Here is a 24,082-nt window from a genome sequence, read left to right on the forward strand (position 1 = left end):
GAAGTCAGAGATAACGACGGTCGTCAGCGTCCGCCCGACACGTCGAGAATGGCCGACGTGACATAGGAGGCCTCGTCCGACAGCAGCCAGACGATGGCATTGGCGATTTCCTCGGAGGTGCCGACGCGCTTCATCGGCACCAGCGGGGCAAGACGGTGCGCCCGATCGGGCTCGCCGCCGGAGGCGTGAATTTCGGTATCGATCAGGCCGGGCCTGATGGCGGCGACGCGGATGCCTTCGTTGGCGACCTCGTGGCCGAGGCCGACGGTGAAGGAATCGATCGCGCCCTTGGAGGCGGCGTAGTCGACATAGGTGTTGGGCGAACCTAGCTTGGCCGCGACCGACGACAGGTTGATGATCACACCGCCCTGGCCGCCATGCCGCGTCGACATCCGCTTCACGGCCTCTCTTGCGCAGAGAATGCTGCCGGTGACATTGACGGCCATCAAGCGCTCGATGCGTTCCGCGCTCATCTCGTCGACGCGTGTGGTCGGTCCGACGATGCCAGCATTGTTGATGAGTGCGCCGAGCGTGCCGAACTTGTCGGCGGCCTTGAACAAAGCGAGGATGTCGTGCTCGCGGCCGACGTCGCATTTGACCGCGATGGCCTTGCCGTTCTTGGCCTCGATCGCGGCGACCGTGCTCTGCGCCGCGGCTTCGTTCGAGGCATAGCCCACGACGATCTTGAAGCCGCGTGATGCGGCGGCGATTGCGGTGGCGCGGCCGATGCCGCGGCTGCCGCCGGTGATCACTGCAACCCTGTCGGTCATGATTACCTCCTAGGATTTAGCCGCTTCGGTCACTGTCCATCTCGTCGTGAGATCAGGATCTGTGACCGTCTCGCCAGTGGAGCCCAATGTGTGGCATCCGGGACTTGCCGGCTGGAACGCCTGCAAGTCGGGCGGCAATGTCATGGTCTGCCCTTCCCATGTCTTGCCTTCGCAGGTGATCGAGATGCCTTCAGGCGTGGCACTGACGATGCGGCCCCACGCCTGAACTTGCGACGTCACGGTCTCGCCGTCGGGTTCGACATAGGTGATGCCGACGAGAACGAGCTGACCGACGAAGCCATCCGCTTCCTCCTGATCCCAATCAGGTGGGATGCCGTCGGACTCATCCGGCGGCATCCAAGGAGGTCGAGCGGCGGCTGGGTCGGACACAGCGCAATTCGCTCAGAGATCCAGAACGAGGCGCGCCGGGTCTTCCAGGCTTTCCTTGACACGCACCAGGAAGGTCACCGCTTCCTTGCCGTCGATGACGCGGTGGTCATAGGACAGCGCCAGATACATCATCGGGCGGACCTCGATCTTGCCGCCGACGACCACCGGCCGCTCCTGGATCTTGTGCATGCCGAGGATGCCGGACTGCGGCGCGTTCAGGATCGGGGTCGACATCAGCGAGCCGTAGATGCCGCCATTGGTGATCGTGAAGGTGCCGCCCTGCATCTCGTCGATCTTGAGCTGGCCGTCACGGGCGCGGCGGCCGAAATCGGCGATGCCCTTCTCGATGTCGGCGATCGACTTGTGGTCGCAGTCCCGCACCACAGGCACGACCAGGCCCTTGTCGGTGCCGACGGCGACGCCGATGTGGTAGTAGTTCTTGTAGATCAGATCTGATCCGTCGATCTCGGCGTTGACGGCCGGGATGTCCTTCAGCGCCTGCACGACGGCCTTGGTGAAGAAGCCCATGAAGCCGAGCTTGGAGCCGTGCTTCTTCTCGAACACGTCCTTGTACTGGCTGCGCAGCGCCATGACGTTGGTCATGTCGACCTCGTTGAAGGTCGTCAGCATCGCCGCGGTGTTCTGCACGTCCTTGAGGCGGCGCGCGATGGTCTGGCGCAGCCGGGTCATCTTGACGCGCTCTTCGCGGGCAGCGTCATCGGCCGGCGACGGCGCGCGGACCTGCACGGCGGCGGCGGGCTGATTGACCGGGGTCGGCGCCGAGGCGGCGCGCTCGATCGCGGCCAGCATGTCGCCCTTGGTGACGCGGCCGTCCTTGCCGGAGCCGGGGACGGTGGTGGCATCGACGCCGCTCTCGGCGGAGAGCTTGCGAACCGACGGCGCCTGCGGCGTATCGGCCGGAAGCGCCTTGGCCGGCGCGGGAGCGGCAGCCGGGGCCGCCGCGGCGGGCTTCGCCGGGGCGGGCGCGGGAGCAGCAGCAGCCGGCTTGGCGGCAACGGCACCATCGGTGATCTGGCCAAGCAGCGCGCCGACGGCGACGGTCTCGCCATCCTTGGCGATGATCTCGCCGAGCGTGCCGGCCGACGGCGCGGGCACCTCGATCGTGACCTTGTCGGTCTCGAGCTCGACGAGCGGTTCGTCGACGGCGACCGCGTCGCCCGCCTTCTTGAACCAGCGGCCGATGGTGGCTTCGGTGACGGATTCACCGAGCGTCGGAACGCGAATGTCAGTCATGGTCTCTATCCTCAATAACCCCGTGCGGTCATAAAGCCCGTCCGCCATCGCCTTGCGGCGAGCAAGCGATGCGACACGAACAATCAACGCGATGGACTGGTACTTGCGCCCCGCAAGAGTTGCGGGGCGCCTTCAAAGGCAGGTTCAGTTCAAGGCTTCGTCGAGCAGCGCCTTCAACTGGGCGAGATGCTTGGACATCAGACCCGTGGCGGTCGCCGCCGACGCGGCGCGGCCGGCATAGCGCGGACGCTTGCTCTTGCCCCCCGTCTGGTTCAGCACCCACTCGATATACGGCTCGATGAAGTGCCAGGCGCCCATGTTGCGCGGCTCTTCCTGGCACCACACGACTTCGGCGTTCTTGAAGCGGCCGAGCTCGGCGACCAGCGCCTTGAGCGGCACCGGATAGAGCTGCTCGATGCGCATCAAATAGACGTCGTTGAGCCCGCGCTTCTCGCGCTCGTCGTAGAGGTCGTAATAGACCTTGCCCGAGCACAGCACGATGCGGCGGATCTGATCGTCCGGCACCAGTCTGGTCTTGTCGTCCGCCTGCATCTGGGCGTCGTCGTACAGGATGCGGTGGAAGGTCGTACCCTTGGCCAGCTCCTCGAGCCGCGACACTGCGCGCTTGTGGCGCAGCAGCGACTTCGGCGTCATCACGATCAGCGGCTTGCGGATCTCGCGATGCAGCTGGCGGCGCATGACGTGGAAGTAGTTCGCCGGCGTGGTCGGATAGACCACCTGCATGTTGTCCTCGGCGCACATCTGCAGATAGCGCTCGAGGCGGGCCGACGAATGCTCAGGACCCTGGCCTTCGTAGCCGTGCGGCAGCAGGCAGACGAGGCCGGACATGCGCAGCCATTTGCGCTCGCCCGACGAGATGAACTGGTCGAACAGCACCTGCGCGCCGTTGGCAAAATCGCCGAACTGCGCTTCCCACAAGGTCAGCGCATTCGGCTCCGCGAGCGAGTAGCCGTATTCGAAGCCGAGCACGGCCTCTTCCGACAGCAGCGAGTTGATGACCTCGAAATGGCCCTGCTCGCCCGCCAGATGGTTGAACGGCGTGTAGCGGCTCTCATCCTCCTGGTCGATCAGCACCGAGTGGCGCTGCGAGAACGTGCCGCGCTCGCAGTCCTGGCCCGACAGGCGGACCTTGTGGCCTTCGAGCAGCAGCGAGCAGAACGCCAGCGCCTCGCCGGTCGCCCAGTCCAGGCCGATGCCGCTCTCGATCGCCTTGGCGCGATTTTCCAGGAAGCGCTGGATCGTGCGGTGCAGGCGGAAGCCGTCCGGCACCTTGGTGATCTTGCGGCCGATCTCCTTGAGGCGGTCGATTTCGACACCGGTGACGCCGCGGCGCGCCTCTTCTTCCTGATCGGCGGACTTCAGGCCCGCCCACTTGCCGTCGAGCCAGTCGGCCTTGTTCGGGCGATAGGAGGTGCCGGCCTCGAACTCGGCGTCGAGACGGGCGCGCCAGTCGGCCTTGGCCTTGTCGACCTCGCCTTCGGTCATCACACCCTCGGCGACCAGACGCTTGGAGTAGAGCTCCAGGGTCGTCGCATGGCCGGCAATCTTCTTGTACATCACCGGCTGCGTGAACGCGGGCTCGTCACCCTCGTTGTGACCATGCCTGCGGTAGCAGAACATGTCGATGACGACCGGCTTGTGGAATTTCTGCCGGAACTCGATCGCGACCTTGGCCGCGAACACCACGGCTTCCGGATCGTCGCCGTTCACGTGGAAGATCGGCGCGTCGATCATCTTGGCGACGTCGGACGGATAGGGCGACGAACGCGAATAGCGCGGATAGGTCGTGAAGCCGATCTGGTTGTTGACGATGAAATGAATCGAGCCACCGGTCCGGTAGCCCTTCAGGTCGGACAGCGCGAAGCACTCGGCCACGACGCCCTGGCCGGCAAACGCCGCGTCGCCATGCATCAGCAGCGGCAGCACCGAGATGCGCATGTCAGGCGGATCGCCGTGCTGGTCCTGCTTGGCGCGGACCTTGCCGAGCACCACGGGGTCGACGATCTCGAGATGCGACGGGTTGGCGGTCAACGACAGATGGATGCGGTTGCCGTCGAACTCGCGGTCCGAGGAGGCGCCGAGGTGATACTTGACGTCGCCGGAGCCTTCGACTGCGTCCGGGTTGGCCGAGCCGCCCTTGAACTCGTGGAACAGCGCCCGATGCGGCTTGCCCATGACCTGGGTGAGCACGTTGAGGCGGCCGCGATGCGGCATGCCGAGCACGATCTCCTTCACGCCGAGATTGCCGCCGCGCTTGATGATCTGCTCCAGCGCGGGGATCAGCGACTCGCCGCCGTCGAGGCCGAAGCGCTTGGTGCCGGTGAACTTAACGTCGCAGAACTTCTCGAAGCCTTCGGACTCGATCAGCTTCTGCAGGATCGCGCGACGGCCTTCACGCGTGAACGAGATTTCCTTGTCCGGACCCTCGATGCGCTCCTGAATCCAGGCCTTTTGCGCGGCGTTGGAGATGTGCATGAACTCGACGCCGAGCGTCTGGCAGTAGGTGCGCTCACAGATCGCGACGATCTCGCGGAGGCTGCCATATTCGAGGCCGAGCACGTGGTCGAGGAAGATCTTGCGGTCGTAGTCGGCCTCGGTGAAGCCGTAGGAGCGCGGGTCGAGCTCCTCGCGGTTCTTCGGCGCCTCGATGCCCAGGGGATCGAGCTTGGCGTGGAAATGGCCACGCATGCGGTAGGCGCGGATCAGCATCAACGCGCGGACAGAGTCGCGGGTGGCCTGGTTGACGTCGGCCGGCGACAATTCGACGCCCTTGGTCTGCGCCTTGGCCGCGATCTTCTCGCCGACCTTCTTCTCGACCACGGCCCAGTTGCCGTCGAGCGCGGAGGTCAGTTCGTCGCGGGGGGAGACCGGCCAGTTGCTGCGCGCCCAGGAGGGGCCCGAGGCGTTCTTCTGAACGTCGGCCGGCGCGTCCTTCAGGCTCTTGAAGAACTCCTGCCACTCCGGATCGACCGAAGCGGGGTCCTTCTCGTAGCGCGCGTAGATCTCATCGATGTAGGTGGCATTGGTGCCCTGCAGAAAAGACGACAGGGCGAAGGCGGCGTTCGCATCTTGGCGAGACATGGTAGCGTCCTGGTAATTTCGATGCGCCCATCAAAAACGGCGCAATGCCTGACCCACTGTGAGAAGCGGGTCAGGCTCGGGTTAGGACGGTTTACCTTATTCTTTGTAAATATTCCCGCCGAAAAGCACTAAGTCCTGAATCAGGATTTCAACTTTTCGACAAGCGTCTTGCCGAGGCGCGCGGGCGACGGAGACACAGTGATACCAGCGGCTTCCATCGCCGCCGTCTTCGAGCCTGCATCGCCCTTGCCGCCGGAGATGATCGCGCCGGCATGGCCCATGCGGCGGCCGGGAGGGGCGGTGACGCCGGCGATGAATCCGACCATCGGTTTCTTGCGGCCGCGCTTGGCTTCGTCCTTGATGAACTGCGCCGCGTCCTCCTCGGCCGAGCCGCCGATCTCGCCAATCATGATGATCGACTCGGTCTTGGGGTCGGCCAGGAACATCTCCAGCATGTCGATGAACTCGGTGCCCTTGACCGGGTCGCCGCCGATGCCGACCGCGGTGGTCTGGCCGAGACCTTCCGAGGTGGTCTGGAACACGGCTTCATAGGTCAGGGTGCCGGAGCGCGACACGATGCCGACCGAGCCGGGCTTGAAGATGTTGGCCGGCATGATGCCGATCTTGCACTCGCCGGCGGTCATGACGCCCGGGCAGTTCGGCCCGATCAGGCGCGATTTGGAGCCCACAAGCGAGCGCTTGACGCGGACCATGTCCAGCACCGGGATGCCCTCGGTGATGCAGACGATCAGCGGGATCTCGGCGTCGATCGCCTCGCAGATCGCGTCGGCGGCGCCCGGCGGCGGCACGTAGATCACCGAGGCATCGGCGCCGGTGGCCTCGCGGGCCTCCTTGACGGTGTCGAACACCGGCAGGCCGAGATGGGTCGAGCCGCCTTTGCCCGGCGAGGTGCCGCCGACCATCTTGGTGCCGTAGGCGATCGCCGCCTCGGAGTGGAAGGTGCCGTTCTTGCCAGTGAAACCCTGGCAGATGACCTTGGTGTTCTTGTCGATGAGAATGGACATCGTGCTTTCTCTAAAAGCGTTGCGGTGAGGACGAAGCGAGCGCCTGAACCGGCGCTCAGCCTCCCTTGACGGCCTTGACGATCTTCTGCGCGGCGTCGTCGAGATTGTCGGCGGGCAGCACGTTCAGACCGGACTCGCTGATGATCTTCTTGCCGAGATCGACATTGGTGCCTTCGAGGCGCACCACCAGCGGCACTTTCAGGCCGACTTCCTTCACCGCGGCCACGACGCCCTCGGCGATGACATCGCACTTCATGATGCCGCCGAAGATGTTGACCAGGATGCCCTTCACGTTCGGGTCGGCGGTGATGATCTTGAACGCCGCCGCGACCTTCTCCTTGCTGGCGCCGCCGCCGACGTCGAGGAAGTTGGCGGGCTCCATGCCGTAGAGCTTGATGATGTCCATCGTCGCCATGGCAAGGCCGGCGCCGTTGACCATGCAGCCGATGGTGCCGTCGAGCGCGACGTAGTTGAGGTCGTACTTTGACGCCTCGATCTCCTTGGCGTCCTCCTCGGTCTCGTCGCGCAGCGCGACGACTTCCGGATGCTTGAACAGCGCGTTGGAGTCGAACGACACCTTGGCGTCGAGGACGCGCAGCTGACCCTGCTTGGTGACGACCAGCGGGTTGATCTCGAGCATCGCCATGTCCTTGGCGACGAACGCGGTGTAGAGCTGGGTCGTCAGCTTCTCGGCCTGCTTGGCGAGGTCGCCGGAGAGCTTGAGCGCCTTGGCGACGGCGCGGCCATGATGGCCCATGACGCCGGTGGCCGGATCGACCGAGAAGGTGATGATCTTCTCAGGGGTGCTGTGCGCGACGTCCTCGATGTTGACGCCGCCTTCGGTCGACACCACAAACGCGACCTTCGAGGTCTCGCGATCGACCAGCAGCGACAGATAGAACTCCTTGTCGATGTCGGAGCCGTCCTCGATGTAGAGGCGGTTGACCTGCTTGCCGTCGGGGCCGGTCTGCACGGTCACCAGCGTGGCGCCGAGCATCTGCTTGGCGAACGCGTTGACCTCGTCGATCGACTTGGCAAGGCGGACGCCGCCCTTGTCGCCGGCCGAGGCCTCCTTGAACTTGCCCTTGCCACGGCCACCGGCGTGGATCTGGCTCTTCACGACCCAGACCGGACCGCCGAGCGTCTTCGCCGCGGCATCGGAGTCCTCCGGACGGAGAACCGGCACGCCCTTGGAAATCGGCACGCCGAACTCGTGCAGCAGTGCCTTGGCCTGATATTCGTGAATGTTCATAAGCGCTTGCTCCCCGAACCCCCGCTGGGGTGGTGACGTCTCTAAGTGTTTTGCGGATGCTTGGTATACCATATACCAAGCATCCTGCAACTCATCGGAGCGGGCTAACCGCCCGCCCTGCTACCTTCAGCGGCCGAGCAGGTCGGGCGCGATCTTCTTGCAGGCGTCGACCAGGCCCTGCACGGCGCCGACCGACTTGTCGAACGCTTCGCGGTCCTTGCCGGCCAGTTCGATCTCGACGATGCGCTCGACACCCTTCGAGCCGATGACGACGGGCACGCCGACATACATGTCCTTCACACCGAACTCGCCGTTGAGATAGGCGGCGCAGGGCAGCACGCGCTTCTTGTCGCGCAGATAGCTCTCGGCCATCGCGATTGCCGACGCGGCCGGCGCGTAGTAGGCCGAGCCGGTCTTGAGCAGGTTGACGATCTCGGCGCCGCCATTGCGGGTGCGGTCGACGATCTCGTCGATGCGCGCCTGCGAGGTCCAACCCATCTTGACGAGGTCGGGCAGCGGAATGCCGGCGACGGTGGAGTACTTGGTCAGCGGCACCATGGTGTCGCCATGGCCGCCGAGCACGAAGGCGGTGACGTCTTCCACCGACACGTTGAACTCATCGGCCAGGAAGTAGCGGAAGCGAGCGGAGTCGAGCACGCCCGCCATGCCGACGACCTTCTTGGCCGGAAGGCCCGAGGCCTTCTGCAGCGCCCAGACCATGGCATCGAGCGGGTTGGTGATGCAGATGACGAAGGCGTCGGGGGCGTACTTCTTGATGCCGGCGCCGACCTGCTCCATCACCTTCAGGTTGATCGACAGCAGATCGTCGCGGCTCATGCCCGGCTTGCGCGGCACGCCGGCGGTGACGATGCACACCTTGGCGTTGTCGAGGGCCTCGTAGGAGTTGGCGCCCGAGTAGTGCGCGTCGAAGCCGTCGACCGGCGACGACTGCGCGATGTCGAGTGCCTTGCCCTGCGGAACGCCTTCGGCAATGTCGAACATCACGACATCGCCGAGCTCCTTGAGGCCGACGAGGTGAGCCAGCGTTCCGCCGATCTGACCGGAGCCAATCAAAGCAATCTTGTCGCGCGCCATGGCAAATTTTCCTTTGAACCCGAAGGGGTGAGGGAGGTTGAAAAGTCGAGTGGTGGTTATCCCTTTCGCCCGGGCCGTTCAAGTCACGCTATGGCCAATTGACAGGCGTGCCTTGATTTCGATCAGGACCGGGCGACGGTTGCTGATGATCCTTTCAGCATGATTGACGTGGCCTTTTCGCGACTGTGTGCCCGGCGGCGGGCGCTGCCAGAAAGGCGGTGTTTGTCAGGTTTCGACCAGGCCCGTAGAAGTCCCGGAGGCGGCCGAGTCCTTCCGTCCGTGCGGCAGGGCCAAGTAGGATTCCGAGCCCATCTCGATCAGGCGCGAGGAGGTACGCTTGAACTCCATGGCCTCGATGCCCTCGGTCGCGACGTAGAGCGAGATCGGGTCAGCCTCAGCCGAGGCGATCAGCTTCACGGCGTTATCGTAGAGCGTATCGATCAAGGTGATGAAGCGCTTGGCCGCGTTGCGCTCGGCAAAGTCCATCACCGGAACGTGGTCGATCAGGATCGTATGATAGTCGTGTGCGAGCCGCAGATAGTCGGAAGCGGCGAGCGGCTTCTCGCACAGATCGGCGAAGCCGAAGCGGGCGACGCCATTGGCCGAGCAGGGGACGTGCAGCGTGCGGCCCTTGATCGTCATGTCGCGCGACTTGCAGCGGGCATGGCCGGTCAGCCGGCCCCAGGCCTTGTCGAGCGCGGCGCGTGCATCGAGGTCGGCCGGCACCAGCCACATCTTCACGCCGGCGAGTTTCTCCAGCCGGAAGTCGGTGCGCGCATCCAGCCGCACCACGTCCATGTGATCGGCGATCTGCTTGATGAAGGGCAGGAACAGCGCACGGTTGAGGCCGCCTTTGTAGAGGTCCTCCGGCGCGACGTTGGAGGTCGCGACCACCACGGTGCCGAGCTCGAACAGCTTGGCGAACAGCCGGCCCAGGATCATCGCATCCGCGATATCGGTGACGTGGAATTCGTCGAAGCAGAGCAGCCAGGCCTGATCGAAGATCGCCTGCGCTGTCAGCCCGATCACGTCGGCATCGGCGAGCTCGCCGCGCGCGATGTTCTGGCGATAGCCGTAGATGCGCTCATGCACCTCGGCCATGAACTCATGGAAATGCGCGCGGCGCTTGTGCTCGACCGGACAGTTCTGGAAGAACAGGTCCATCAGCATGGTCTTGCCGCGACCGACCTCGCCATGGACATAGAGGCCGCTCGGCGGCTCGGTCTTGTCGGAAAAGAGGCGACCGAACAGGCTCTGCTTGCGAGCCGGCTTGTAGGTCGAAAGCCTGCGCTCAAGCGCAGCCAAGGCATCGGCGACCTCGGCCTGGGCCGGATCGGCTTCTATCGCGCCGGTGTCGACCAGCGACTGATATTGCGCGCGGAACGCGTCTGAGGGAGTGGACAGCATGAGCCCACTCTAGGTCATGAGACTAACGGAAAATGCAATCCGCAAATGGTGGAAGCCGCCATGCAGCGGGGCTGTGGGATCGTGGTATATGGCACGCAAACGCTCCGGCGCGCGTTAGTTGCGGGCTAACGACGTCTCGCTTCGGTGAGCCGCAGCGTCAGGCGGCGCACAGATCGTAGGCGTCTTCCACCACATAGGGTCCGCCTCCCGTGGACGCACGGGACGAGAACAGCACGAAGCGCTCGGCCATGAACACCCGGCTCGGGAAGTAGCCGCGGACCGAGAGATAATCGGCAACATCCTGGCTCGAGGCATCATGCAGCCGCGCCAAGGTGACATGGGGCACGAATTTGCGCCCCTCCGGATCGAGGCCAATCCGCTGCATCATCCGTTCGAGTTCAGCCTGCAGCTCGATCAGCGGCCGGCTCGGCGCGATGTTGGCGACGACCGCGCGCGGCTTGCGGCCGCCGAAGCTGGAGAGGCCCTGCACCGTGACCTCGAACGGCTTACGATTGACCCGCCACAGCATCGCCGCGATCTCGTTGGCGGAGGCACCGTCGATGTCGCCGATGAAGCGCAATGTCACATGATAATTTTCAGGATCGATCCAGCGGGCGCCGGGAAGGCCACCCCGCAGAGTGGAGAGGGTCTGGCCGACCTCGGACGGGATCTCCAGTCCAGTAAACAGACGCGGCATCGTTTCAGGACTCCCGATGCTGGAGGCTGATCTCGAAAGGTGACGAGATCATGCCTTGACGAGATGATCGACGACGAATCGCCAATGCAACATTCCTACCGAACTTATATGACTCCGCGACGGAAGCAGCGTTAACGCGGTGAAAACCTGCGGAAAACCCGGTCCTTAAGGTTATCGCAAATGTCCGACCGACGGCTTCGTTCCTTCATTGCCCACGCAACGGACGCAGGAATGCTTCCACCGTAGGCAGCATCCGGGAGACGATGATGTCGACGCCGGCAGCGGTAGGGTGAATGCCGTCGGCCTGGTTGAGCTTGGCGTCGGCGGCGACGCCGTCGAGGAAGAACGGATAGAGCGGGACGTCGAACTGCTTGGCGAGATCGGGATAGATCGCGTTGAATTTGGCGGCGTAGTCGCTGCCGTAATTCGGCGGCGACAGCATGCCGCACAGCATGACCGCGATGCCGCGCGCCTTCAGCTTGGTGACGATCTCGGTCAGGGCCTTGCGCGTAACCGCGGGGTCGATGCCGCGTAGCGCGTCGTTGGCGCCGAGTTCGACGATCACGGCTTCGGTCCCGTCAGCCACCGACCAGTCGAGCCGGTCGCGCCCGCCGGAGGACGTGTCTCCGGACACCCCGGCATTGGTCAGGTCGATCGGCAGCCCCTTGGCCTGCAACGCTTTTTGCAGCTTGGACGGAAACGAATCCGACGCAGAAAGCCCAAGCCCGGCGCTCAGGGAGTCGCCGAGCACCACCAGCTTGATCGGCTTGACCGCGTCAGCAGCCGCCAACACCGGCCCGGCTGTCATCAAGGCGAGCATCAACACGAGTATGTGCACGAAGATGCGTCCGCGGCCCTCGACCCGGCTTGCGGAGTTGCCATATGACCGAGCCATGGACAGTCTCATCGAAACCTCGCGTTTGGCCGGCACTGCGCCGGACACCATTACCATCTCCAACGTCAACCTTTCGCTCGGCACCGGCGCGGCGCGGGTTCATATCCTCAAGGACATCAGCCTGCGGGTGGGACAGGGCGAGACGATCGGCCTGATCGGCCCCTCGGGATCGGGGAAGTCCACGCTGCTGATGGTGATGGCGGGGTTGGAACGTCCTGACAGCGGTCAGGTGGTGGTCAGCGGCACCGCTTTCAATGCCCTGGACGAGGACGCCCTGGCCCGGTTCCGCGGCCGCCAGGTGGGCATCGTCTTCCAGTCCTTCCATTTGATCCCGACCATGACGGCGCTGGAGAACGTTGCCGTGCCGCTCGAACTGGCCGGCCATTCCGGCGCCGCCGAGCGCGCCGCCCGCGAGCTGGAGCAGGTCGGCCTCGGCCATCGCCTGCATCATTATCCTACGCAGCTGTCCGGCGGCGAACAGCAGCGCGTGGCGCTGGCCCGTGCCCTCGCCCCCGACCCGGCGATCCTGGTGGCCGACGAGCCGACCGGCAATCTCGACGAGTCGACCGGGCGGCAGATCGTCGACCTGCTGTTCACCAAGCATGCCGAGCGCGGCATGACGCTCGTGCTGGTAACCCATGACAGTGGCCTCGCCCATCGCTGCGACCGCGTGGTGCGGCTGCGCTCGGGCCGGATCGAGGCCGACGGCGCGCACGAGCCCGCCGACGCATGAGCACCCTATCCGAACCGCTTCCCGGCCGCCGCATGGCGGCGCTACCTGTGCGCTATGCCCTGCGCGAGCTGCGCGGCGGCCTGCGCGGCTTCTATGTCTTCATCGCCTGTATCGCGCTCGGCGTGCTCGCCATCGCCGGCGTCGGCTCCGTGGCCGCGAGCCTCAATGACGGGCTAGTCCGCGAGGGCCGCACCTTGCTCGGCGGCGACGTCGCGTTCTCGCTGTTTCAGCGCGAAGCCAAGCCCGAGGAGATCGCCTTCCTGCGTTCGCGCGGCCAGGTCTCGCTGGCGGCCACCTTGCGCGCCATGGTGCGGGCAGGTGATGCCAAGCTGGCGCTTGTCGAGCTGAAGGCGGTCGACACCGCCTACCCGCTGCTGGGCAAGGCCGAGCTGCAGCCCGACCTGCCGCTGGCCGACATCCTCGCCGAGCGCGACGGCGTGTTCGGCGCAGCGGCCGATCCGGCCCTGCTGGCCCGCCTCGACATCAAGGTCGGCGACATCGTCAACATCGACACCGTCCGCTTCCAGATCCGCAGCGCGCTACAGGCCGAGCCGGACAAGCTATCCGGCGGCATCGGCCTCGGGCCGCGCTTCCTGGTCAGCGAAGCCGGCCTGCGCGCCACGCCGCTGCTACAGCCCGGCAGCCTGGTGCGCTGGACGTATCGCGTCCGGCTCCCCGACAACGCCACCGACGACCACGCCGCCGCGTCTTTCATCGCCGACACCCGGCTGACCTTGCCGCAGGCCGGCTGGGAGATCCGCAGCCGCAGCAACGCCTCGCCGCAGCTGGAGCGGACGATCGGCCGCTTCACCCAATTCCTGACGCTTGTCGGCCTCGCGGCGCTGCTGGTCGGCGGGGTCGGCGTCGCCAATGCCGTGAAGAGCCATGTCGATCGCCGCACCGAGGTGATCGCGGCGTTCAAGGCGCTCGGCGCCACCAGCCGCGACGTGTTCGGAATCTATCTCGTGCAGGTCATGGTGCTCGCCACGATCGGTTCGATCATCGGACTCTGCGCCGGGGCCGCCCTGCCGTTCGCCATTGTCGGGCTGTTCGGCAAGATCCTGCCGTTGCCGGTGATCCCGGCGGTGCACCCGGACGAGCTGGCGCTGTCGTTCCTCTACGGCTTGCTCACGGCGCTCGCGTTCGCTCTATGGCCACTCGGGCGCGTCCGCGACGTGCCGGTGGCGGCGCTGTTTCGTGAGGCCGTGATCGCCGAATGGCACCGGCCGCGCTGGAGCTATCTGGCGCTGATCGCCGGCACCGTCGCGCTGTTGATCGCCGTCGTCGTCGGCCTGTCCTACGACAAGAAGATCGCCGCGGTGTTCGTCGTCGCCGCCGCTTTGGTGTTCGTGCTGTTGCGCGGCATTGCGGCTGTCGTGATGGCGATCGCGCGGGCCGTGCCGCGCAGCCGATTCCCGATGCTGCGGCTCGCGGTCAGCAACATCTATCGGCCTGGCGCGCTGACGCCGTCCGTGGTGCTGTCGCTTGGACTCGGGCTCGCGGTGCTGGTCACGATCACCCAGATCGACGGCAATCTGCGGCGGCAATTCCTGGCGCAGCTGCCGGAGCAGGCACCGTCGTTCTTCTTCATCGACGTGCCCTCGGGCGAGGCCGACCGCTTCCGCGACTTTCTCAAGGCTATGGCGCCGCAATCCACCGTCGACGACGTGCCGATGCTGCGCGGCCGGATCGTCGCCGCGCACGGCGTGCGCGCCGAGGACCTCAAGGCGACCGCGGACACCGAATGGGTGCTGCAGAGCGACCGCGGCCTGACCTATACCGGCGAGATCCCGAAGGGCTCCAAGGTCGTCGAGGGCGAATGGTGGGGCGACAATTACAGCGGCCCGCCGCTGGTCTCGATCGAGAAGCGCATCGCTGACGGTCTCGGCCTGAAGCTCGGCGACGACATCGTGGTTAACGTGCTCGGGCGCGACATCACGGCAAAGATCGGCAACATGCGCACGATCGACTGGCAGGGCATGGGCATCAACTTCGTGCTGGTGTTCTCGCCGAACGCCTTCAAGGGCGCGCCCCACACCCACGTCGCCACGTTGACCGAGGCACGCTCCGACAGCGCAGAGGACGCCCGCGTCATCCGCAAGGTGGCCGACGCTTTCCCGATGGTGACGAGCGTGCGGGTCCGCGAGGTGATGGAGACGGTCGGCTCGGTCGTGTCCAACCTCGCGCTCGCGATCCGCGGGGCCAGCGCGGTGACGCTGATTTCGGCGATCCTGGTGCTGGGCGGCGCGCTCGCCGCGGGTCACCGCCACCGGGTCTATGACGCGGTCATCCTGAAGACGCTGGGCGCCACGCGGCTGCGGCTGCTCGGCGCCTACGCGCTCGAATATCTGATGATCGGTTTTGCCACCGCTGCGTTCGGCGTGATCGCAGGCTCCATCTCCGCCTGGCTGATCGTGACCCGGCTGATGACCTTGAGCTTCGCCTGGCAGGCCGGCAGCGCCGCGCTGGTCGTCTTGGCCGCGCTGGTGGTGACCGTGGGTCTCGGCCTCGCCGGCACGCTGCTGGCGCTCAACCAGAAGCCGGCAACGGTTCTGAGGAACCTTTGACGCGCTGACGTTTGAGGTATTGGGCGTTCATGCCGCACGGTTAACGGGCTTTTCACGGCTCAAACGCGCGCGGAGCGACATTCAGCCGCGCGTGGAAGCTTGCACCAAATATGCTAGTTTCCCATTTAAGGATGGGCTCAGAAAGCTGCCAAAGAGATCTGCCAAAAGATGGCGAATTTGCCGATGACGCAAATTTAATATCGATGGCAGCGTTGATGAGATAGGGTTTTTCGAGAACCGGCCAAAGGTCCAGCCAGGACCGGGTTGCCGGGCAACCAACGGGAATTCGACCATGTCGGACCTAGACCGCAACTATGCTTCACCCTTTGGCCGGGTGGCCGGGCGCGCCGATGCCGCGACCGTCGACGCCGGTCTGCGCGCCTACATGCTGCGCATCTACAACTACATGAGCATCGGCCTGGCCATCACCGGCCTCGCGGCACTCGGCGTCTACATGGCGTCGGTGACCGGCGATCCGGCGGCCGGCGTGTTCAAGTTCGGCAACGCCTACCTGACTCAGTTCGGCTACACGATGTTCGTGAGCCCGCTGAAGTGGCTGTTCATCCTGGCCCCCCTGGTCATGGTGTTCGCGATCTCGGCCGGCATCAACCGCCTCGCACCGTCGACCGCGCAGATCCTGTTCTGGGTGTTCTCGGCCTTGATGGGCGTGTCGCTGTCGTCGATCTTCCTGGTGTATACCCACACCTCGATCGTGCGGGTGTTCTTCATCACCGCGGCGACCTTCGGCGCGCTCAGCCTGTACGGCTACACGACCAAGCGTGACATGACGGGCATGGGCTCGTTCCTGTTCATGGGCCTGATCGGCATCGTGCTGGCGAGCCTCGTGAACCTGTTCCTGGCGAGCTCGATGCTGCAGTTCATCGTGTCGGTGATCGGCGTGTTCGTGTTCGCCGGCCTGACCGCCTGGGACACGCAGCGCCTGAAGAACGAGTACATCTACGGCTACGCCTCCGCGGGCGGCGACATCGCCGAGCGCGCAGCGATCACGGGCGCCCTGTCGCTGTACCTGAACTTCATCAACCTGTTCACGCTGCTGCTGCAGCTGCTCGGACAGCGCGACTGATCCACCCGCTCGAACGAGCGACCTTCAAAGCCCCGGCCTCACCGCCGGGGCTTTTCGTTTGTCCGGGGCCGGAGAGGCGGCGGTCAGCGCGGCGTCGCGGCGGGAACGGCAGCCATGCCGTCACGGTGTTGATCGGCTGCTTCGCCCTGGTATTGTTCCACCCATGTCCGACATCGAGATCCGGCCCACCCAGGAGGCCGACCTTCCCGCCATCACCGCGATCTACGGCCAGGCCGTCCGCGAGGGTACCGCCACGTTCGAACTGGACCCTCCGGATCTGGCGGAGATGACCCGACGCTTTCGGGCCTTGACCGACGGCGGCTTCCCCTATTTCGCCGCCCTGCTGGATGGGGAGGTGGTGGGCTATGCCTATGCAGGGCCGTACCGGCCGCGGCCCGCTTATCGCTTCACCGTCGAGAACTCGGTCTACCTCGCGCCCGCCAGCCAGCGCCGCGGCATCGGCATGCGGCTGATGCGTGCTCTGATCGAAGCGTGTGAGGAACGCGGCTTCCGCCAGATGATCGCGGTCATCGGCGACTCCGGCAATGCCGGCTCGGTCGGGCTGCACACCGCCTGCGGCTTCCAGATGATCGGCACCCATCCGAGCGTCGGCCTGAAATTCGGCCGCTGGCTCGATACCGTCATGATGCAACGGCCGCTCGGAAGCGGCAGCAGCGACATCCCGGCTTAAGCGGCGCGGATAGCGGGGCTCAGACCAGCGCCGGCTTCGGCGCGATCGCGAGCAGCACCCGCTCCAGCTCGTGGCCGCGGCGCAGGATCAGGCCGGTGGCCGAGATCACGCTGTACATGCCCTGCTTGCGCGCCAGCCGCGGGTCCTTCTCGATGCGGTAGAGCGGCACCTCGGACGCGCGGCGGAAGACGGAGAACACGGCGCGGTCGCGCAGGAAGTCGATCGAGTAGTCGCGCCACTCGCCGTCGGCGACCATGCGGCCGTAGAGATTGAGGATGCGGTTCAGCTCGAGGCGGTCGAACGTCACCCGGGTCGGCGCTGCGGCCGCGTTGCGCGCCGCCGCGCGGTTCTCGCTGGGGTCGGCATCCTCCGGGGTGAGGTTCATGAGCGTCCTCCTGTCATCTGTGTGACATGATCGCGCCAACCGACGTCAGCCGCAAGGGGCGGTTTTCATTATCGAACTTGGCAGGATCAGTGACACGCGCGAGTTCCGCGAACACGCAAGCGTCACGGGATCGTTAGCGGAATCATAATCGCGCCGTGTTTCCGCCCAGGGACTGCCCCCGACGTTAGGCATAAGATTCGTGTGCGTTGGCCCGGTCCTTTCGGTTCCGGATTCCTCAGCCCCCAGCCCCCCGGGGTCGTCAGGATCGGGTCTATTCACAAGTAATGGCAAAGGGCCAACGCGAGTTGGTCCTTTTGCTTTTTGGGCGGGAGATCGCGCGATGATGTTGCGACGCGCGTCAGCCCTGAAGCTGGACGCGTCGCGCCGTCGATCAAGCCATCTTGAATTTGAAGGTGAGCGGCGAAAAGGCTCAGCGCTCGGGAGCACGCGTCGTCGCCGACGTCCGGGTGAGCAATGGCAGGTCCGAGCGAGCCGCGCCGAGCATCAGGCCGGGCCGGTCTCGGCTTCCGTCCTGCACATAGACGACGGCGCCATCGACGCCGTCACGGGCGATCTTCTCGAGCGGGACGCTCCAGCTCGCCGGCGCCCCATTCCAGTCGCCCAGCTTCATCAGCCCGCGGACGACGTTGTAGTAGGTCAGCTCCCGGCCGCCATTCTCGCCGCGCGCGACCTGGATCGGAACGACGCGCGCGATCGAGCAGACCCAGACCTCGCCATGCTTGCGCGGCGCGTGCTCGTCGGCCGCAGCGACCGACACGGTCAGCTCCTGGCCGTCGATCACCATGCTGACCGGCACCGACATCACGGCGCCACCTCGGCCTGTGTCCTCAATGGCGCCCTCGATCGCCTCGCGATCGCTGCCGATCACATGCACGGCACCGTTGACCACGGCCTGCGGGGTGTAAACCTCGCGGTCGCCCCGTGCTCGCGAATACGCGCGCTGCCGGGCCGTGAAGCGGGAGTCGGCCAAGGTGTCCTTCCACCCGAGATAGTCCCAGTAATCGATCGGCAGGGACAGCGTTATGACGGAGGGATCGCGCGAGAGGTCGCCGAGCAGCTTGTCGGCCGGCGGACAGGACGAGCAGCCCTGCGAGGTGAAGAGTTCGATCACCGCACGAGGGTCGGCGGAGGCCGGCCGGACGAAAGCGATGACCGCACAGACACCAAGCGCCGCGCGCGACCACCACGACATCTGTCCACTCATCGCCACTGTCCCGTCTGGACCACCGTCCGCTACGCCTGGAGCGTCACCACATTCGCCATGCCGTCCTCGTAGTTAACAAACAGAAAATGCAAAGGAGGCGGCCTTTGTCATAGGCCGCCTCCTTCATCACCCGCTACTCACTTCAGAGTGAGCCAAACTGTCGCATCGCGCTTTGGTTAAGCGGCGAGCTTCCGCAGCACGTAGTGCAGGATGCCGCCGTTCCGGTAGTAGTCGAGCTCGTCCAGCGTATCGATGCGGCAGAGCAGCGGAACCTGGTGCGATGCACCGTCGCCCGACACAATCTCCGCGGTCAGGGTCTGGCGCGGCTTCAGGTCACCCTGGAGGCCCTTGATGGTGACCTTCTCGTCGCCCTTCAGGCCGAGCGACGACCACGACGTGCCCTCCTGGAAGGTGAGCGGCAGCACGCCCATACCGACCAGGTTGGAGCGGTGGATGCGCTCGAAGCTCTGGCAGATCACGGCGCGGACGCCGAGCAGGCGGGTGCCCTTGGCCGCCCAGTCGCGCGACGAGCCGTTGCCATATTCGGCGCCGGCGAACACCACCAGCGGCACGCCCTCTTCCTGGTACTTCATGGCGGCGTCGTAGATCGACATCTGCTCGCCGTCGGGCCAGTGCTTGGTCAGGCCGCCCTCGGGGATGTTGCCGTCGGCGCCCTTGAGCATGAAGTTCTTGATGCGGATGTTGGCGAAGGTGCCGCGCATCATGATCTCGTGATTGCCGCGGCGGGTGCCGTATTGGTTGAAGTCGGCCGGGCGGACCTGGTGCTCGCTGAGGAACTTGCCGGCGGGCGAGGTCAGCTTGATCGAACCGGCCGGCGAGATGTGGTCGGTGGTGATCTTGTCGCCGAACAGCGCCAGCACGCGAGCCTCGACGATGTCCTTGATCGGCTCAGGCTCCTTCTTCATGCCCTCGAAATACGGCGGGTTCTGCACGTAGGTCGACGACATGTTCCAGCGATAGGTCTCGCTCTCGACGGTCTTGATCTTGCGCCAGTTGGTGTCGCCCTTGAACACGTCGGCGTAGCGCTTCTTGAAGATCGAGGCCTTGACGAACTTCTTGACGAAGTCGTTGACCTCCTTGGTCGTCGGCCAGATGTCCTTCAGGTAGACCGGCTTCTTGTCCTTGCCGATGCCGATCGGCTCGACCGCGAGGTCCTTGGTCACGGTGCCGGCCAGCGCGTAAGCCACGACCAGCGGCGGCGAGGCCAGGTAGTTGGCCTGCACGTCCGGCGAGACGCGGCCTTCGAAATTGCGGTTGCCCGACAGCACGGCCGCCGCGACGACGCCATTGTCGTTGATCGACTTCGAGATCTCTTCCGGCAGCGGGCCTGAGTTGCCGATGCAGGTGGTGCAGCCGAAGCCGACCAGGTTGAAGCCGACCTTGTCGAGGTCCTTCTGCAGGCCGGAGTTGGCGAGGTACTCGGCAACCACCTGGCTGCCCGGCGCCAGCGAGGTCTTCACCCACGGCTTGGCCTTGAGGCCCTTGGCGGCGGCGTTGCGGGCCAAGAGGCCGGCGCCGATCAGCACGCTCGGGTTCGAGGTGTTGGTGCAGGAGGTAATGGCGGCGATGACGACGTCGCCATGGCCGATGTCGAAGTCCTTGCCCTCGACCGGGAAGCGCTGCTCGGCGGCATCCGGCTTCTTGTACTCGCCGGCCAGCGCGGTCGCGAAGCCCTCGGCCACCGCAGGCAACGCAATGCGGCCCTCGGGACGCTTCGGACCAGCCATCGACGGCACGACGTCACCGAGGTCGAGGTTGAGCGTCTGCGTGAACACCGGGTCCGGCGACTTGGCGGTGCGGAACAGGCCCTGCGCCTTGGCATAGGCCTCGACCAGCGCGACGCGCGGGCCCTTGCGGCCGGACGTCTTGAGATAGTCGATGGTGGCGGTGTCGACGGGGAAGAAGCCGCAGGTGGCGCCGTATTCGGGGGCCATGTTGGCGATGGTCGACTTGTCGGCGACCGAGAGATGGTCGAGGCCGGGGCCGAAGAACTCGACGAATTTGCCGACGACGCCGAGCTTGCGCAGCATCTGGGTGACGGTCAGCACGAGGTCGGTCGCGGTGACGCCTTCCTTCAGCGCGCCGGTCAGCTTGAAGCCGACGACGTCAGGCAGCAGCATCGACAGCGGCTGGCCGAGCATGCAGGCCTCGGCCTCGATGCCGCCGACGCCCCAGCCGAGCACGGCGAGACCATTGACCATGGTGGTGTGCGAATCGGTGCCGACCAGCGAGTCCGGATAGGCGACCTCGAAGGTGCCCTTGGTCCGGCCGATCGTCATCTTCTCCTTCTTGGTCCAGACCGTCTGCGCCAGGTATTCGAGATTGACCTGGTGGCAGATGCCGGTGCCAGGAGGCACGACGGAGAAGTTCGAGAACGCCTTCTGGCCCCACTTCAGGAATTCGTAACGCTCCTGGTTCTGCTTGTACTCCTCGGCGACGTTCTTGCCGAACGCCTTGTTGTCACCGAAGTAGTTCACGATCACCGAGTGGTCGATGACGAGATCGACCGGCACCAGCGGGTTGATCTTCTCGGCATCGCCGCCGAGCTTCTGCATCGCGTTGCGCATGGCCGCGAGGTCGACGACCGCCGGCACGCCGGTGAAATCCTGCATCAGCACGCGCGCCGGGCGGAAGGCGATCTCGTGCTCCAGCGACTTCTTGCGCAGCCACTTCGAGACGGCGACGATGTCGTCCTTGGTGACGGTGCGGCCGTCCTCGTTACGCAAGAGGTTCTCGAGCAGCACCTTCATCGAGTACGGCAGCTTCGAGATGTCCTTGAGACCGTTCTTCTCGGCTGTGGGCAAGCTGTAATAGATGTAGCTCTTCGTTCCGACCTTGAGGGTCTTGCGACACTTGAAGCTGTCGAGCGAGGTCATGCGTGGGAATCCCAATTGATCTGTATACCCTGAGGGGGTATTTAAGAACCGTCAGCGCGAGGCGCCGGATGGCTTGCAGCGAGCGTTTGTGTGCTGCATCAAGGTCGGGCTTATAGAAGCTTTCTAACTGCGTCGCTACAGAGACAATCAAGTCCCGGCGTGGCGCCACCCACAAATTCTCACACGCTAGCCATCAATTTCGTAAGGGCTGTCACGACGCGCCATGCAGCTGTCTCCCACACCGTCTCCGAGACTGTTCGGACAAGACGTCAGATGCGTGCGCGGCGGCCGCGAGGTGTTCTCAAGCCTCGCCTTCGAGGCGCGCGCAGGCGAGGCGTTGGCGGTGACCGGGCACAACGGCGCGGGCAAGACCTCGCTGCTGCGGCTGATCGCCGGCCTCTTGCTGCCGGCCGGCGGCACCATCGCCATCGAGGGCGGCGAGGGTGAGCTGACCGTGCCGGAGCAGGCGCATTATCTCGGCCACCGCGACGCGCTGAAGCCGGCGCTCAGCGTGCGCGAAAACCTGACCTTCTGGGCCGACTTTCTCGGCGGCGGAATGACACGACCGACCCCGGATTGCCTCGCCGCCGTCGGCATCGCGCATGCGATCGACCTGCCGGCCGGCTATCTGTCCGCGGGCCAGCGCCGCCGTCTGTCCCTCGCCCGCCTGCTCGCGGTGCCGCGGCTGCTCTGGCTGCTCGACGAGCCGACCGCCGCGCTCGACGTTGCCGGCCAGGCGATGTTCGCCGGCCTGATGCGCGAGCATCTCGCCGGCGGCGGACTGATCGTCGCCGCCACCCACGGCCCGCTCGGCATCGACACACGCGAGCTGCGGATCGGAAATTGAGCTGATGTTTATGGGACAGGCAACTCTTCAAGGCGGCATCGGTGCGCCCCCCTCCCCCCGCGCGAAGCGGAGCTTCGCTAGCCGGGGAGGGGTTGGGGGTGGGGGTCTCAGCAAAGACTGCCCGCGTGGCCCCCCACCCCCGACCCCTCCCCGCAAGGGGGAGGGGAGCGCAGCGAGCTTGGAGCAACAGCGTCGCTCCCAAGCATTTCTCCGTAAGGCCCGCCCCGCATGACCGCTCTCGGTGCCCTCATCCGCCGCGACATCCGGATCGCGCTGCGTATCGGCGGCGGTGCGCTGATCGGCGTGCTGTTCTTTCTCACCGTGGTCGTGCTGATGCCGTTCGCCGTCGGCCCCGACCTCGCGCTGCTCACCCGGCTCGGCCCGGCCATCCTCTGGCTCGGCGCCCTGCTCGCCAGCCTGCTGACGCTCGATCGGCTGTTTACCGCCGACCATGAGGACGGCTCGCTCGACCTCATCATCATGAGCCGGACGCCGCTGGAGCTCGCCTGCGCCGCCAAGGCGCTGGCGCACTGGCTGGCCGCCGGGCTGCCGCTGGTGATCGCCACGCCCGTGCTCGGCCTGCTGCTGAACCTCGACGCCACCGCGACCGGCGCCGTCGCGCTGACCCTGCTCGCTGGCACACCCGCATTGACCTTCATCGGCATGATCGGGGCGGCGCTGGCGGTGACCATGTCCCGCGGCGGGCTGCTGCTCGCCGTGCTGGTGCTGCCGCTGTCGATCCCGGTGCTGATCTTCGGCGTTGCGGCGTCGCAGGCGGCCATCGTCGGCCCGTTGCCGTTCGGGGCCCCGTTCTCGATCCTCTGCGCGCTATCGCTGGTCAGCTTCGTGATCGGCCCGTTCGCCGCTGCAACCAGCCTGCGCAACGGCCTGGACTAACGGAACACCGGTGGGGTTTGACCATGATCAACTCTTGCCGAGCTATGCTGTGCTGATGGACTGCAACCGCTTCCGCCTTTAACAAGGTTTTCATGTCGCTGATCGACCTCGCCAACCCCACCCGGTTCCTTGCGCTTACCGCGCGGCTGCTGCCGTGGCTGGCGCTGGTCACCGTCGTGCTGCTGGGCGCCGGCCTGTACCTGTCGGCGCTCGCACCCGACGACTACCAGCAGGGCGCGACCGTCAAGATCATGTTCATCCACGTACCCAATGCCTGGCTGTCGATGTTCGTCTGGGGCGTCATGAGCATCGCCTCGCTCGGCACCCTGGTGTGGCGGCATCCGCTCGCTGACGTCGCCGCCAAAGCCGCCGCCCCGATCGGGGCCAGCTTCACCTTTCTCGCACTGCTGACCGGCTCGCTGTGGGGCCGGCCGATGTGGGGCACCTATTGGGAATGGGACGCCCGGCTGACCTCGGTGCTGATCCTGTTCCTGATGTATCTCGGCCTGATGGCGCTGTGGCGCTCCGTCGAGGACCCCACGCGCGCCGCGCGCGCCGCCGCCGTGCTCACTCTCGTCGGCGCGATCAACCTGCCGATCATCAAGTTCTCGGTCGACTGGTGGAACACCTTGCATCAGCCGGCTTCGGTGATGCGGATGGGCGGCCCTGCGCTGGACAAATCGTTCCTGATCCCGCTGCTGGTGATGGCGATCGGCTTCTCGTTCCTGTTCGTCACCCTGCATGTCGCCGCGATGCGCAACGAGATCCTGCGCCGCCGCGTGCGCAGCCTGCAGATGATGCAGGCACGGTCCTACCAAGGAAGCGCGCCGTCCGGCGGCGCGACCAGCCAGGCCGTGGGAGCCACTTGA

Annotated in this window: 20 protein-coding genes; 7 read left to right on the plus strand and 13 right to left on the minus strand. The window is 65.6% G+C overall.

Annotated elements, in window-relative coordinates; genetic code table 11:
• Positions 1 to 23: 23 nt before the first annotated feature.
• The 10 genes from BRAD285_RS32560 to BRAD285_RS32605 form a co-directional block, all read right to left on the minus strand.
• On the minus strand, positions 24 to 770 hold the full coding sequence (locus tag BRAD285_RS32560; protein WP_006609290.1) for an SDR family oxidoreductase: 747 nt from the start codon (positions 768 to 770) through the stop codon (positions 24 to 26).
• A gap of 9 nt (positions 771 to 779) precedes the next feature.
• The gene (locus BRAD285_RS32565) at positions 780 to 1,127 is read right to left on the minus strand and encodes a hypothetical protein (protein WP_006609291.1); all 348 of its coding nucleotides are present in this window, start codon (positions 1,125 to 1,127) and stop codon (positions 780 to 782) included.
• A gap of 45 nt (positions 1,128 to 1,172) precedes the next feature.
• On the minus strand, positions 1,173 to 2,414 hold the full coding sequence (gene odhB, locus BRAD285_RS32570) for a 2-oxoglutarate dehydrogenase complex dihydrolipoyllysine-residue succinyltransferase (protein WP_006609292.1): 1,242 nt from the start codon (positions 2,412 to 2,414) through the stop codon (positions 1,173 to 1,175).
• A 144-nt stretch (positions 2,415 to 2,558) separates the two neighbouring features.
• Positions 2,559 to 5,516, minus strand: a complete 2,958-nt coding sequence (locus tag BRAD285_RS32575; RefSeq protein WP_006609293.1) for a 2-oxoglutarate dehydrogenase E1 component — start codon at positions 5,514 to 5,516, stop codon at positions 2,559 to 2,561.
• Positions 5,517 to 5,656: 140 nt separating this feature from the next.
• Entirely contained in the window at positions 5,657 to 6,541 is an 885-nt protein-coding gene (gene sucD, locus BRAD285_RS32580; RefSeq protein WP_006609294.1) for a succinate--CoA ligase subunit alpha, read from the minus strand.
• Between the two features lie 55 nt (positions 6,542 to 6,596).
• Positions 6,597 to 7,793 carry an ADP-forming succinate--CoA ligase subunit beta gene (sucC, locus tag BRAD285_RS32585; RefSeq protein ID WP_006609295.1) on the minus strand — a complete coding sequence of 399 codons (1,197 nt, stop codon included), beginning with the start codon at positions 7,791 to 7,793 and terminating at the stop codon, positions 6,597 to 6,599.
• Between the two features lie 126 nt (positions 7,794 to 7,919).
• On the minus strand, positions 7,920 to 8,888 hold the full coding sequence (mdh, locus tag BRAD285_RS32590) for a malate dehydrogenase (RefSeq protein ID WP_006609296.1): 969 nt from the start codon (positions 8,886 to 8,888) through the stop codon (positions 7,920 to 7,922).
• Positions 8,889 to 9,113: 225 nt separating this feature from the next.
• The gene (gene zapE / locus BRAD285_RS32595; RefSeq protein WP_006609297.1) at positions 9,114 to 10,295 is read right to left on the minus strand and encodes a cell division protein ZapE; all 1,182 of its coding nucleotides are present in this window, start codon (positions 10,293 to 10,295) and stop codon (positions 9,114 to 9,116) included.
• A gap of 157 nt (positions 10,296 to 10,452) precedes the next feature.
• Complete coding sequence (thpR, locus tag BRAD285_RS32600) at positions 10,453 to 10,992, minus strand: RNA 2',3'-cyclic phosphodiesterase (RefSeq protein ID WP_006609298.1); 540 nt, start codon at positions 10,990 to 10,992, stop codon at positions 10,453 to 10,455.
• 205 nt (positions 10,993 to 11,197) lie between these two features.
• A complete protein-coding gene (locus BRAD285_RS32605) occupies positions 11,198 to 11,830 on the minus strand; it encodes an arylesterase (protein WP_006609299.1) in 633 nt (210 codons plus the stop codon).
• Between the two features lie 55 nt (positions 11,831 to 11,885).
• Here BRAD285_RS32605 and BRAD285_RS32610 point away from each other — a divergent pair, with 55 nt between their 5' ends.
• From BRAD285_RS32610 to BRAD285_RS32625, 4 genes are all read left to right on the plus strand, one after another.
• Positions 11,886 to 12,620 (plus strand): ABC transporter ATP-binding protein, encoded by a 735-nt coding sequence (locus BRAD285_RS32610; RefSeq protein ID WP_006609300.1) that lies wholly within the window; start codon positions 11,886 to 11,888, stop codon positions 12,618 to 12,620.
• On the plus strand, positions 12,617 to 15,187 hold the full coding sequence (locus BRAD285_RS32615) for an ABC transporter permease (protein WP_006609301.1): 2,571 nt from the start codon (positions 12,617 to 12,619) through the stop codon (positions 15,185 to 15,187). Before BRAD285_RS32610 ends, BRAD285_RS32615 begins: the two co-directional genes overlap by 4 nt.
• Before the next feature lie 292 nt (positions 15,188 to 15,479).
• Entirely contained in the window at positions 15,480 to 16,271 is a 792-nt protein-coding gene (locus BRAD285_RS32620; RefSeq protein WP_006609302.1) for a Bax inhibitor-1/YccA family protein, read from the plus strand.
• Between the two features lie 163 nt (positions 16,272 to 16,434).
• Positions 16,435 to 16,962 (plus strand): GNAT family N-acetyltransferase, encoded by a 528-nt coding sequence (locus tag BRAD285_RS32625; protein WP_006609303.1) that lies wholly within the window; start codon positions 16,435 to 16,437, stop codon positions 16,960 to 16,962.
• Between the two features lie 19 nt (positions 16,963 to 16,981).
• Here the strand turns inward: BRAD285_RS32625 and BRAD285_RS32630 are convergent, their stop codons facing one another.
• From BRAD285_RS32630 to acnA, 3 genes are all read right to left on the minus strand, one after another.
• Complete coding sequence (locus BRAD285_RS32630) at positions 16,982 to 17,347, minus strand: DUF2794 domain-containing protein (protein WP_006609304.1); 366 nt, start codon at positions 17,345 to 17,347, stop codon at positions 16,982 to 16,984.
• A gap of 430 nt (positions 17,348 to 17,777) precedes the next feature.
• On the minus strand, positions 17,778 to 18,560 hold the full coding sequence (locus BRAD285_RS32635; protein WP_006609306.1) for a thioredoxin family protein: 783 nt from the start codon (positions 18,558 to 18,560) through the stop codon (positions 17,778 to 17,780).
• A gap of 188 nt (positions 18,561 to 18,748) precedes the next feature.
• Positions 18,749 to 21,469, minus strand: coding sequence for an aconitate hydratase AcnA (gene acnA / locus BRAD285_RS32640; protein ID WP_035644413.1), 2,721 nt, complete (start codon positions 21,467 to 21,469; stop codon positions 18,749 to 18,751).
• A gap of 223 nt (positions 21,470 to 21,692) precedes the next feature.
• On the opposite strand from acnA, the gene ccmA reads away from it, so the two are divergent.
• The 3 genes from ccmA to BRAD285_RS32655 all read left to right on the plus strand — a co-directional run bounded on the left by ccmA (position 21,693) and on the right by BRAD285_RS32655 (position 24,082).
• Entirely contained in the window at positions 21,693 to 22,316 is a 624-nt protein-coding gene (gene ccmA / locus BRAD285_RS32645; RefSeq protein WP_006609308.1) for a heme ABC exporter ATP-binding protein CcmA, read from the plus strand.
• Positions 22,317 to 22,544: 228 nt separating this feature from the next.
• Positions 22,545 to 23,213: a heme exporter protein CcmB gene (gene ccmB / locus BRAD285_RS32650; protein WP_006611638.1), complete on the plus strand. Its 669-nt coding sequence runs from the start codon at positions 22,545 to 22,547 to the stop codon at positions 23,211 to 23,213.
• A 92-nt stretch (positions 23,214 to 23,305) separates the two neighbouring features.
• Positions 23,306 to 24,082 carry a heme ABC transporter permease gene (locus tag BRAD285_RS32655; protein WP_006611639.1) on the plus strand — a complete coding sequence of 259 codons (777 nt, stop codon included), beginning with the start codon at positions 23,306 to 23,308 and terminating at the stop codon, positions 24,080 to 24,082.

Source organism: Bradyrhizobium sp. ORS 285, from assembly GCF_900176205.1.
Taxonomy (GTDB): domain Bacteria; phylum Pseudomonadota; class Alphaproteobacteria; order Rhizobiales; family Xanthobacteraceae; genus Bradyrhizobium.